Raw genomic sequence first — 11,936 nt, forward strand, 5'->3', positions numbered from 1 at the left:
GGACCCCGATCGCATCAACAGGAGACGACTTGCGCCGACCACGCCCCGCGACGACCACCCGAGCCGACGGCTTCCGCGCGTTCCGTGTGGTCGCCGGGTTGACGCTCATCGTGGCCTGCACGCCGGCGATCACCCGCGCCCAGCCGTTTTACTTCGGAAACGATCGCCCCCGCGCGACGACCGCGGCGATGATCGGCTATACGTCGATCGACTTCGCGTACGTCGGTGAAGATTCACCGGCGGCCCGGCTCGATTTCAGCGCGCCGGCGATCACCGCGCTGTACTCCCGCGCCAACTTTTCGGCTACCCTGAGCTATGGCACCCAGAACGCCGCGGATACCTCGCGGCTGGACCTCGGGTATCTGGACGGCACGTTGATGTCGTGGGCCGAGATCTTTTTCTCGGAAGCCGCCACCGATGCCAACCACCGCATCTTTGTCCCGGTCACCCTGTACATGAACTTCCGCAGGGTGTCGCCACGGGATATCGATATTCTGGACGACTTCAGCATCACGACCCTGGGGCTGGGGGTGGGGCTGGGGTATTACGGGCAGCTTGCCCAGAACGCGCTGCTCGAAGTGCGCGTGACGCCGGCGATCGGTGTCGCCCTGCAATCGTTCAGCGATTCCGCCGGATCCGCCCGCCTCGCCGATGCGGACGTGCAGCTCCACCTCGGCCCGTTTATCAACCGGTTTGGACTCAGTCTGGGGTACAACTACCGGGTGAAGCGGTGGAATGTAGGTGGGTCCAGCGTGTTTGTTACGCGTTCCGCCGACCTGTTCGACTACCACGAGCAGCGTCACACTGTCACGCTGGGAATCAACTGGTAGCCTCCGGGCGCCGCGATTCCCGGCCGATTGCCTCCGAAGCCTATGAAGCCGGACAAGATCGTCAAAGAACTGGAAGAGGTCGCCCAGCAGCTCGGGCTGCAGGTTCGCCGTGAGCGCGGCAACTTTCGCGGCGGCCGATGCACCGTCTCCGGCCAGGAGACCATCGTCCTGAACCGCCATCACTTGCCGGATGTGCACGTGGTCGTGCTGGCGGAAAGCCTCCGGGAAAGTCCGCTCGAAGCGGTCTTCATGAAGCCGGCCGTGCGCAAAGCGCTCGAAGAGGCCTGGGACGCCATGCAGGCCATCGAGGTCGGAGAGATGGATGCCGCCGATTGACGACGCCGTTCGGGTAACCCTGCTCGGCACCGGCACATCGACGGGCATTCCCGTGATCGGATGCACGTGCAGGGTCTGCCTGTCGGGCGACCCCCGCGACAAGCGGTTGCGTTGCGCATGCCATGTGGAGGTCGACGGAATCCACCTGCTGATCGACGCCGGCCCCGACCTGCGAACCCAGGCGCTCCACGCCGGCCTGACGCGGATCGACGCGGTGCTGCTCACCCACCATCACTTCGACCATGTCGTCGGGCTCGACGACCTGCGGCCGTTTTTCTTCGACAACGCGGCATCGATACCCTGTTATGCGCATCCCGATACGGCAGGGGTGCTCCGGGATATGTTCAGCTACATCTTCAGCGAGCGCACCTATCCCGGCGTGGCGAACCTCCGGATGGAGGCGGTAGTAGCGCCCTTCGAGGTGAAGGGGCGCTACGACCCCGGCCGCTCCGTGACCGTCACCCCGATCGAGGCCTTTCACGGCCGACTTCCGTTATACGGCTACCGCATCGGCCGTTTTGCGTATCTGACCGACACCAGCCGCATCCCCGAGGAGAGCCTGGCGCTGTTGAAGGGGCTGGATGTACTCGTCCTGGACGCCCTGCGCCACGAGCCCCATCCGGCGCATTTCACCATCGAGCAGGCCATCGACGTGGCCCGCGCGGTGGGAGCCAGGCAGACGTATTTTATCCACATGACGCACCATATCCTGCACGCGGAAGAAGAGGCGCGGCTGCCCGCCGGCATGGCCCTGGCGTATGACGGCCTCACGTTCGATGTCTCTCGCTAGCAACCCAGCCCCGCGCCCGGGCGGTCTCCTGCCATGAAACTGCTGATCCTGAACGGACCCAATCTCAACCTCCTCGGCTCGCGCGAGCCGCAAACCTACGGGCACGCGACGCTCGCCGATCTCGAGCGGCAGCTGCGCCAGGCGTTCCCCGATGCCGCGCTCGCCTTTTTCCAGAGCAACCACGAAGGCGCCCTGATCGACGCCATCCATGCCGCCTTTCGGGACGGGACGCAGGGCATCGTGATCAATCCCGGCGCCTATACGCACACGTCGATCGCGCTGCGCGACGCCATCGCCGGCGTAGGGTTGCCGGTCGTCGAAGTGCATCTCTCGAACATCCACGCCCGGGAGGCCTTCCGCCACGTCTCGATGCTCGCGCCCGTCTGCGTGGGCCAGATCTGCGGCCTCGGGATGAAAGGGTACGAGCTGGCGGTGCGCTATCTGCTGGAGCGGTAAGAAGCCCCAAAGGAAGAAGCCCCAAAGGAAGAAGCCCCAGTAGCGGGCTACCGAGGCTTCAAGGAACATAGAGAGGTCTGGGACGCTGGACGCGACTAGAAGTCTTCTTCGAAGTCGTCTTCGAAGTCGTCGTCCAGATCGTCAAAGTCATCGTCGAGGTCGTCATCGAGGTCGTCATCCTCGAAGTCGTCATCGTCGAGATCGTCATCAAGGTCATCGTCCTCGAATTCGTCGTCGTCGAAGTCGTCGTCGAAGTCGTCCTCGAAATCGTCGTCCTCGAAGCCTACCGGATGGAGTATATCCCGCATTGCAATACTTGGATTATGAAAGCGAAGCTGCCGAGACAGCAGGTTGAAAGAGCTGGATTGCTCACTCCTGTAATGAAGGCCTAAATTTAATACATGGTGGAAGCGAAAAAACCAGTGAAGCCGTTTTTTGTCGAGAAAAAAAGTGTGAAGACGCGTCTGAAACGCGTAATCGGCGTCTGAAGCCCGGCGAGGCGAAGCCGGAGGGCCGCGAACGGCCAAAAAAAGCGCCCGGATGGAATCCACGGCCCGCGGTCCGGAGTACATTGCATCCGCCGCCACGTTGAGCCTTTGGCGACAGCACGCAGCCGGCGCCACCAAGTTGCACCAGTCCCGAGGAAAGGGCCACGCATGAACGACTATAACGAAAGAAGCGCATACCCCCACGTTGAAGATTTTAAAGTGATGCGCCCGGAATACGTGGAGATGGAAGACGGCCTTTTCCAGGCCTCCATCACGATCGCTCCCTTCAAGGTGGTCGGGGTCAGCGCCACGAAAGCCGGCGCACGCCGCGCAGCCATCTACGAGTCGGCCAAAACGTACCGTTCCTATCATCCCTCGTACCGCATCGATCCGCCCTATCCCGAGAAGTTTGTGGATCGCGACGGCGTACGCTGGGAACAGGTCTCCCCGATGAAACGCAGCGAACTCGGCGATTACCGGTTTGTCGATCAGGACGACTACGAGGACTTCGCCGATATCGAAACCATGCTGCTCTGGGATATCCGACCCGGCGAAACCGAAGAATAACGGACGCTTCCGGATCTACCAGGCAGCCGATTCCGGAGAACTACATGCTTCGAATGCAGCAGGCGGCGGCCGGCATGATGCTGGCCGCTTTCGCCATTACATGGGTGGCATGCTCGGAGACGACGGCGGAGATCCCCACGGTGGTCGTCGACGTCCCGGATGACCCATGGCCTTCGCGCCAGCAGCTGTTCGAACGGTTCTTCGAGACGCGCCAGCTCCTCGTGGTTTACGGCGCATCGGATTCGCTCTCCGAGGCGGCCTACCGGCAGATGGCCCAGCGCTCGCCGGGACGCTGGCGCACCCTGCCCGATATGAAGCGCGCTGACGAAGTGGCCGATCTGGCCGCCGGCTCGGTGATGGTGATCGGGACGGCCACCTCGAATGCCCACCTCGCGCGCCTGGCCGGCAAACTCCCCGTTTCCTTCGACGCCGCCGGCTTTTCCTTCGCCGGCACCCGCTACGACGATCCCACGGATGTGCTGACGCTGGTGTTTCCCAACCCGGACAATCCCGAATTTCCGCTATTTCTCGTCGCCGGCAACCGCGACGCCGAAGTCGCGGCACAGGGCCAGGGACTCATCCGGATGTACGACTACCAGATCGTCCGCGACGGCAAGCGGATCCGTCTGGGGCATTTTTCGCAGCAACCGGGCCGGCGATGGTCCCTGGATCCGGAGCAAGACTTCGACCTGCTCCATGGCACCGAGGCCGTGGCGGAGGCCGGCCCCCTCCGCATGCGGGCCGCGTCGAATACGCTGTCCCCTGCCCGCCTCGCCGCGCTGAAAGCCGGCCGCGAAGCCTTCCTCGAAAAACTCGAGACGCTGCTGGGCGTGAAGGACCTACCCGCGATCGACTACCACCTGTATTCGAGCATCCAGCAGAAGGCGCTGGTCACGGATAACATGCAACTCGCGCACGCGGACCCGACGAGCGGCGAGGTGCATGTGGCGATGCAGGAAGATATCGAACTGGCCGGCGACGCCCTCGGCATGGAAGCCGCGGTCGTGCTCGAACGGACGCTGGGCCGGCCCGCGCATCGCGCCCTGCTCGACGGCATCCGCATCGCCCTGACCGGCACCTGGTACGGACAGGATCCGCATGGCTGGGCCGGCCGCATCGCCCGGGCCGGGCTGGCCCCCTCGCTCGATGTATTGCTGGATGACGCGCGGTATGCCGAATACCCGTCCTTCCTGCGCGAACCCGTGGCCGCCGAACTGGCCACGCTCCTCCTGGAAGCCGGCGACGGCTGGCGCGCGTCCTACGCCGCCGGCATCCCCGCCGACCGGCGCCCGGCGCTGGCGGCCGCGCTGACGCAGCGGCTGGAGGCCGCCGGCGAAGCGGCGCAAAACACGCCGGCCGTACCGCGGACGTATCCCGCGATGTTCAAAGGGTTCAACTTCGCGCACGAAGGGTTCGGCATTGTCAACGGATACGGCTCCCGCTCGGCCGTCGAGGCCCTGGCCTACATCCAGCGCATGGGCGCCAACGCGGTCTCGATCATCCCCTACTCGTTTGTGAACGACCCCAACGTGCCGATGGACCTGCCCATCCCGGAGTCCGCCGGCAGCGAGAACGATGCATCGGTGATCCATGCCGCGCTGCAAGCGAAACGGCTGGGGATGCATGTGTCGATCAAGCCCCAGATCTGGGTCCGCGGCGGCTGGCCGGGTGATATCGAGATGGCTACCGAGGCGGATTGGGAGGCGTTCTTTCAGCACTACGAACGCTGGATCGGGCACTACGCCGTCATGGCCGAACTCTTCGGGCTGGATATGCTCTGCGTGGGCACGGAACTCAGCAAGACCACGCTCACCCACCCGGATCGGTGGCGCACCATGACGGGGGAGTGGCGCCGGCTCTTCAGCGGTCCGCTCGTCTATGCCTCGAACTGGGGCGAAGAATTTGAAAACCTCGCCTTCTGGGATGCGTTCGACTACATCGCCGTGAACTCGTATTACCCGCTCAGCAGCGAAGACGCGCCCTCCGATCGCGCGCTGCGGAAAGGGGCCGAGGCGGCCGTGGCCCGGCTGGAAAAGGTGCACCGCCGGTACAATATGCCGATCCTCATCACCGAGATCGGCTTCCCGAGCACCTCGATGCCCTGGAAGTCGCCCTGGCTCGAAAATCGGGAGTCCGGCGTCAATCTCGCCGATCAGGCCCGGTGCTACGAGGCCATTTGCCGCGCGCTGGACGATCAATCCTGGCTCCGCGGCATCTACTGGTGGAAATGGCCCAGCTACCTCGATCGTGGCGGTGCGGATCAGCGTGGCTTTACGCCGAACGGCAAGCCGGCCGCCGACGTGGTCACCCAATGGTACGGCGCCTGGGAATAATCGCTCTACGCACAGCTACATACCCACATGGAACCCATCGTCAACCGCGTCGCCGAGAGCGACATCGAGGTGTTCAACCTCGAAGCGCTCTGGGACGATCAGCCTGTTGTTTCGCTCGACCTCGCCCCCTATCTGGAGGACGGCTTCGTGCTGCGCGAGAAACCGTTCCGCGAAGCCATGCGCGCGCATGACTGGTCGCAGTACGCCGGCGCGCACGTGGCGGTATGCTGTTCTACCGATGCGATCCTGCCGACGTGGGCGTTCATGCTGGTGGGCTCGCGCCTGGACGGCGTGGCCCGCAGCGTCGCCTACGGGACGCCGGACGACCTGATCCGTGACTATTTCGTGCGCGCTCTCGAAGCCTTCGACTGGTCGGTCTACACGGATCGCATCGTGGTCGTGAAAGGATGCGCCAGCCGGGTCGTTCCCACCCACGCCTATGTCATCGCCACGCAAAAACTCCAGCAGGTGGCGCGCAAGCTGATGTATGGCGAACCCTGCTCGTCGGTGCCCCTGTGGCGTAGGCCGGCTTGATCCCCGGTTGTTGTTGACCTAGCTTTCCCGGCCATGGAAGACGCCCGCCTCCCCCCGCTCCCCGCCCGTACATCGCCAGACGAACAAACGCCCGGATTCCTGGAGCGGCTCAGCGCGGCCCCGGTGGTCCACCGCGCCATGGTCTACCGCCGCCGCTTCCGGCGCTGGGAGCCGATGCTGTTTTTTTTCGCCGGCGTGACGTGGGACGGCGCTACGCTGCGGCGCATCGACTCGTGGTTCGATAGCCTCTTTCTGCTCGCGTACATCCTGCTGCTGGGCGGGCTGATCCTCGTCGCCCTCTTCGTGCAGCACGACCGATGGTCGCATCCCCGCGTCGTACGATATCGCGAGTGGTTTCCCGCCGCCATCCAGTTTCTGATGGGGGCGCTCTTCAGCGCCTACTTCATCTTCTACCTCCAGAGCACGTCGTTCCAGACCGAGTCCGTGATCTATCTCGTGATCCTGGGGGCGCTGCTCGTCGGCAACGAGTTCCTTCGCGAGCGACTGATCAACCCGTATTTCCTGTTCGCCCTGTACTTTCTGGCCTCGGCTACCTTTTTCACGTTCTTCCTGCCCGTCCTGACCAAGACGATGGGCTACGGGATGTTCTGGATCAGCAGCGTGTCCAGCCTCATCCTCATCGCGGCCATGCTGTACCTCCTGTGGCGGAAGCAGGTGCTGCCGCGACAGGGCGTGTACCCCCGGATCGCCGGCATCGTGCTCGGGCTGTTCGCGCTATTGCATCTCTTTTACGTCCAGAACTGGATCCCCCCCGTGCCGATGGCCATCCGGGATAGCGGCATCTATCATGGCATGCGCCGCGAAGCGGGCGCCTTCGCCTTCAAATACGAGCGGCCCGCCTGGTATGCCTTCTGGCGCGATTCCGACCGCACCTTTCGGTACGCCGAGGGCGATACGGTCTTCTGCTTTACCGCCGTTTTTGCGCCCACGGCCTTCGACACCGAGGTCTCGCACGTCTGGTATCGCTACGAGGAATCGTCCGACACCTGGGCGGTGCGCGACACCATTCCGTTCCGTGTGCTCGGGGGCCGCGACAATGGTTTTCGGGGATACACCTACAAGCGATTCGTCGACCCCGGAGCCTGGCGCGTCGATGTGAAGACTGAGAACATGCGGACCCTGGGCCGGATTCGGTTCGACATCGTGCCCGTCGATTCGTCCGTCACCGATGTCGTCTGGGCGCGCTTCGACTAAACCCGCCTCCGGAAACCGCCAGGGTGCCCGGGGCTTTGCCTGGAGTAGATGATGAAGATCGATCTGACGGACCGACGCGTTCTCGTAACCGGCGCCAGCCGTGGCATCGGCGCCGCGCTGGCGAAAGCGCTCGCCGGCGCCGGCGCGCGCGTGGGTATCCACTACAATCGGCGTCGGGACGAGGCGGAGGCCCTGGCGGCCTCGCTCGGCGCGGAGCACCCGCTGCTGCAGGCGGACCTCGCGGATCCGCATGCCTGCGCCCGGCTGTGGGATGAGGCGGCCGCCGCGCTCGGCGGCGTCGATGTGCTGGTAAACAACGCCGGCGTGTCGCCCCATATGGCGCTCGACGCCGATCTCGATGCGTGGCTGCGCGACTGGGAGCTTACCATGGGCGTCAATCTGCGCGCGGCGGAGATCCTGTCTCGTAGCGCCGTGGCGCATTTCCGGCAGCAGCCGGCCGGAGGGCGCATCATTCATATCGCGTCCCGCGCCGCGTTCCGGGGCGATCAGCCGGAATACATCACCTACGCGGCGTCCAAAGCCGGCATGGTGGCGCTTTCACGATCCATCGCGCGGGCGTTCGGAAAGGAGGGCGTACGGTCGTTCGTCGTGGCCCCGGGTTTTACGCGCACGGAGATGGCGCAGGAATTTATCGATGCCTTCGGAGAGCATCATGTTATCAAGGACCTCGCGCTCGAGCGGTTGACCGAACCCGAGGACATCGCCCCGCTCGTCGTCCTGCTCGCCAGCGGAATGGCTGACCACGCTACAGGTACGAGCATCGACGTCAATGCCGGCAGTTACGTTCGCTGATAGGCCGCCCCGGGTCAGCGTGCCGGGATTGGATTGAACTGGAGCAAATAGATGATTTGCGCGGCCTCGTCGGCCATGCGCTGATTATCAAAACGAGACGTGAGCCATTCTTCCCAATAAAGCTGCTCTTCCTGGCTTGCGCGGCTCAACACCCAGCGGCGGAACGAGTCGTTGACAAGAAGCGCTTCCAGGGTATCTGAAGGCCGCTTGCGTTCCGGGCGCGGTGAATTGGATTCAGAAAACGACGAATGTATCACTGGATTGCGGGCGGGGAGCCGATCCAACAGGTGGGGGCCTGATGTTTGGAGCAATCCAACAACCATACCATTCCGAACCCGAGATGTGGCAGGTGTGTGGACGGGGTATCCCGTTTTTATCCGATCCGGCTGTAGCCCATGCTGCGGTTGGCGTAGAAGGCCTGGAAGAACGCGCGCAGATCGGCATGGTCGGCGGCGCGGAGGTGGGGATCGTCCTTCAATAGCCCCTGCGCGGCCTCTCGGGCTTGTACGAGGAGGTCCACATCGACCGTGATGTCGGCAATTTTGAGATCGGGGAGGCCGCTTTGTCTCGTGCCAAAAAAATCGCCGGCGCCCCGCAGTTTTAGATCGGCCTCGCTGATCTTGAAACCGTCGTTGGTGGCGACCATCGTCTCGAGCCGCTGTTCGGCCTCGGCCGTCCGCTTGAAGTCCGCCATGAGGATGCAGTAGCTCTGCTCCCCGCCGCGCCCGACGCGTCCGCGCAACTGGTGGAGCTGGCTGAGCCCGAACCGCTCGGCGTGCTCGATCAGCATGACGGTCGCGTTGGGCACGTCCACGCCGACTTCGATCACGGTGGTCGCGACCAGGATATCCGCTTCGCCCTGCTTGAAACGCTCCATCGCCTCCTCCTTTTCGTAGGGCAGCATCCTGCCGTGGACCATCTCGGCCTTGTAGGGGCGGAACTCCTCGATGATGTGCTGAAAGCCGGACTCTGCGTCTTTCAGATCGAGCTTCTCGCTTTCGTCCACGAGCGGGTAAACGATGTAGCACTGCCGGCCCTCCCGCAGCTGTTCGCGGATGAAGGCATACACTTCGCCGCGCCGCTGTTCGGTCCGCAGCCAGGTTTCGATGGGCTTCCTGCCGGCCGGAAGCTCGTTCATCACGGTGACATCCAGATCCCCATACAGCGTCATCGCGAGCGAACGCGGGATCGGCGTGGCGGTCATCAGGAGCATGTGCGGGTTGTCGCCCTTGTTCATCATCTCGGCGCGCTGCAGCACCCCGAAGCGGTGCTGCTCGTCGATGATCGCCATCCCTAGCTTCTGAAATGCGATGCCCTCCTGGATGACGGCGTGCGTGCCGACGGCCACCTGTGCCCGTCCCTCCACCAGATCGGCCAGGATCTCTTCGCGCAGGGCCTTGCGCTGCCCCCCGATAAGGAGGCGCGTCTCGACGCCGAGCGGCTCGAGGTAGCGGACCAGGTTGGCGTAATGCTGCTCCGCCAGGATTTCCGTCGGCGCCATGAACGCGCTCTGGTACCCGTTGTCCAGCGCGTGCAGCATCGCGGCGATGGCGACCACCGTCTTGCCGCTGCCCACGTCGCCCTGGATCAGACGGTTCATCTGGATGCCGGAGGCCGTGTCGGCCCGGACGTCGTCCAGCGCCTTGTGCTGCGCGCCGGTCAGCGTGAAGGGGAGGACCTCCTCGATGAAACGGCGCTCGTATTCGCCCTCCCGGTTGAAGACGGGGCCGGCCACCTCCTGCCGGCCCTGCCGGGTGATGCCGATCATCAGCTGGATGAAGAGCAATTCCTCGAACTTCAGCCGCTCGCGCGCCTGGGCGAGTTCGGCCTGGTTCTTCGGGAAATGGATCGCACGCAGCGCCACGCGGCCATCGATCAGGCCGAAGCGCTCGCGCATCCACGCCGGCAGGATATCGGGGAGTTCGAGCCCCGATTCCTTGAAAAACGTATAGATGACCCGGCGGAACGTGCGGCTCGTGAGGCCGGCGCGGTCAAACGCGGCCCCGCCAGGGTAGAGGGCGATAATGCGCCCGGTGTCGAGCGCGGCGCCTTCTTCGTCCAGCTTGTCGAAATCCGGGTGCGTCATGGAGAGCTGCCGGCCGAACGCCTGCACCTTGCCGTGAAACGCCACCCGCTCGCCCTGCTTGAAGACCCGGCCGATCCACCCGACGCGCTGGAACCAGACGCACTTCAACCGCCCGCCCTCCGCATCCTCGACGGTCAGCTCGAAACGCTTCATGCGTCCTCCCGGGACGATGCCCATCGAAAGGACGCGGCCGACGACCGTGGCCGGGCCCGTGGAGGGGTCGAGCCGGCGAATCGGAACGATGGTGGACCGGTCGAGATAGCGCCGCGGGAAAAAATGAAGCAGGTCGCGCACGGTGCGCATGTTGGCTTCCGCGAGCACTTCAGCCTTGCGCGGACCGATGCCCGGGATGAGCTCGAGCGGGCCGGTGAGAATGTCGATGGGCATGGGGGCGCCGGCGCCTAGTTCATTCGCGGGTCTTCCGGGAAATTGGCGAGGAGCGCGTACTCGCCGCCGAGCCGCCGCATCGCTTCGCCCCAGAGTCGGGAGGGTTCCGCCGTAAAAATCATCGACTCGTCCGTCCTGGCCAGGATCCACGCGCCCTGCTCGATCTCGGCGTCGAGCTGCCCGGGCGACCAGCCGGCGTATCCGAGGAAAAACCGGAATTCGTCGTCGGCGGCTTCATGGTTCGAGAGCATCGACTGGATCGCGTCGAAGTCGCCGCCCCAGAACACCGCGTCCACGATCTCGCGGGTCTCGCCCACGCGCTCGCCGTGGCGGTGCAGGACATGCAGGGTGTTGGGTTGGACCGGGCCGCCCAGCGAGAGATACCCCGTATACTCCGTCATGTCCTCGACCACTTCGCTCAACTGGAGCGACAGCGTACGATTCAGGATGAGCCCGAAGCTGCCCTCCACGCCATGCTCGCACAGGAGCACGATCGTGCGCTTGAAATGCGGATCGTCCATCATCGGCGGAGCGATGAGGACGACGCCAGCGGCCGGGGTGAGATCGGAGTTCGCCATACGCTCAACGAGGTTCTGAGACGATTCGGTGGACTTCGCGCGGGGATGCCTATCCGTTTACGCGGTTCCGCTCGAAAATATCCGTCTTCCTATTCCTTCGTGAACTCCTTCTGGAGCGCGCTGTACGCGCCCACCCACCAGTCGGCGTCGCGCGTCATCTGTACGATCGTGATGTCGTTGAAATAGGGAATCAGGCCGACGAGGATCTCGGGGATGGCGTTCCACTTCTGGCCACGGATGCATTTGGTGAGTTTTTCCGCCGTGGTGCGGCTCCAGCGCCATTTTTCGCGCAGGGTCTCGGCTTTTTTCCAGTAGTTGCGGTCGTCCCAGGCGAGCGCGCTTTCGTCGATCGTCTTGTAGATGCCGCGCAGATTGAACACCAGAAACGCGAGCATGTCCAGCGCCTCGTCGTCGAAGCCGTTGCGCTGGGCGAGCAGACGAAGCACCTCGGCGCACGAGCGCATCTGGGCGCTCCGTACCTTCGCCGGCGTTTCTCCGGTGCTGATGATTCGGGTCATGGGAT

General features: G+C 64.1%; 14 protein-coding genes. 9 read left to right on the forward strand and 5 right to left on the reverse strand.

Annotated features, from left to right (window positions below; genetic code table 11):
• Positions 1-29 precede the first annotated feature (29 nt).
• The 4 genes from R2834_16040 to aroQ are packed head-to-tail and all read left to right on the forward strand — an operon-like array spanning position 30 to position 2,412.
• Positions 30-830, forward strand: coding sequence for a hypothetical protein (locus R2834_16040; GenBank protein MEZ4701849.1), 801 nt, complete (start codon positions 30-32; stop codon positions 828-830).
• Between the two features lie 42 nt (positions 831-872).
• Positions 873-1,166 (forward strand): hypothetical protein, encoded by a 294-nt coding sequence (locus R2834_16045; protein ID MEZ4701850.1) that lies wholly within the window; start codon positions 873-875, stop codon positions 1,164-1,166.
• On the forward strand, positions 1,153-1,956 hold the full coding sequence (locus tag R2834_16050; protein ID MEZ4701851.1) for an MBL fold metallo-hydrolase: 804 nt from the start codon (positions 1,153-1,155) through the stop codon (positions 1,954-1,956). The genes R2834_16045 and R2834_16050 overlap by 14 nt, the downstream gene beginning before the upstream one ends.
• 33 nt (positions 1,957-1,989) lie before the next feature.
• Positions 1,990-2,412, forward strand: a complete 423-nt coding sequence (aroQ, locus tag R2834_16055) for a type II 3-dehydroquinate dehydratase (protein MEZ4701852.1) — start codon at positions 1,990-1,992, stop codon at positions 2,410-2,412.
• A 95-nt stretch (positions 2,413-2,507) separates the two neighbouring features.
• Here the strand turns inward: aroQ and R2834_16060 are convergent, their stop codons facing one another.
• Positions 2,508-2,720: a hypothetical protein gene (locus R2834_16060; GenBank protein MEZ4701853.1), complete on the reverse strand. Its 213-nt coding sequence runs from the start codon at positions 2,718-2,720 to the stop codon at positions 2,508-2,510.
• 402 nt (positions 2,721-3,122) lie between these two features.
• Here R2834_16060 and R2834_16065 point away from each other — a divergent pair, with 402 nt between their 5' ends.
• Genes R2834_16065 through R2834_16085 form a run of 5 tightly spaced genes read left to right on the forward strand, consistent with a single transcriptional unit; the run spans position 3,123 to position 8,362 of the window.
• The gene (locus R2834_16065) at positions 3,123-3,467 is read left to right on the forward strand and encodes a hypothetical protein (protein MEZ4701854.1); all 345 of its coding nucleotides are present in this window, start codon (positions 3,123-3,125) and stop codon (positions 3,465-3,467) included.
• 44 nt (positions 3,468-3,511) lie between these two features.
• Complete coding sequence (locus tag R2834_16070) at positions 3,512-5,800, forward strand: hypothetical protein (GenBank protein MEZ4701855.1); 2,289 nt, start codon at positions 3,512-3,514, stop codon at positions 5,798-5,800.
• Positions 5,801-5,827: 27 nt separating this feature from the next.
• Entirely contained in the window at positions 5,828-6,334 is a 507-nt protein-coding gene (locus R2834_16075; protein MEZ4701856.1) for a DUF2480 family protein, read from the forward strand.
• Between the two features lie 33 nt (positions 6,335-6,367).
• Positions 6,368-7,549: a DUF2914 domain-containing protein gene (locus R2834_16080; GenBank protein ID MEZ4701857.1), complete on the forward strand. Its 1,182-nt coding sequence runs from the start codon at positions 6,368-6,370 to the stop codon at positions 7,547-7,549.
• 51 nt (positions 7,550-7,600) lie between these two features.
• Positions 7,601-8,362, forward strand: a complete 762-nt coding sequence (locus tag R2834_16085) for an SDR family oxidoreductase (GenBank protein MEZ4701858.1) — start codon at positions 7,601-7,603, stop codon at positions 8,360-8,362.
• Positions 8,363-8,376: 14 nt separating this feature from the next.
• On the opposite strand, the gene R2834_16090 is transcribed toward R2834_16085, so the two are convergent.
• The 4 genes from R2834_16090 to R2834_16105 all read right to left on the reverse strand — a co-directional run bounded on the left by R2834_16090 (position 8,377) and on the right by R2834_16105 (position 11,931).
• Positions 8,377-8,646, reverse strand: coding sequence for a hypothetical protein (locus tag R2834_16090; protein MEZ4701859.1), 270 nt, complete (start codon positions 8,644-8,646; stop codon positions 8,377-8,379).
• 89 nt (positions 8,647-8,735) lie between these two features.
• On the reverse strand, positions 8,736-10,835 hold the full coding sequence (gene recG / locus R2834_16095) for an ATP-dependent DNA helicase RecG (GenBank protein ID MEZ4701860.1): 2,100 nt from the start codon (positions 10,833-10,835) through the stop codon (positions 8,736-8,738).
• Positions 10,836-10,849: 14 nt separating this feature from the next.
• Positions 10,850-11,413, reverse strand: a complete 564-nt coding sequence (locus R2834_16100) for a YqgE/AlgH family protein (GenBank protein MEZ4701861.1) — start codon at positions 11,411-11,413, stop codon at positions 10,850-10,852.
• A gap of 89 nt (positions 11,414-11,502) precedes the next feature.
• Positions 11,503-11,931, reverse strand: coding sequence for a hypothetical protein (locus tag R2834_16105; GenBank protein ID MEZ4701862.1), 429 nt, complete (start codon positions 11,929-11,931; stop codon positions 11,503-11,505).
• Between the last annotated feature and the right edge of the window lie 5 nt (positions 11,932-11,936).

This window comes from Rhodothermales bacterium (assembly GCA_041391505.1).
In the GTDB taxonomy this organism is placed as follows: Bacteria; Bacteroidota; Rhodothermia; order Rhodothermales; family JAHQVL01; genus JAWKNW01.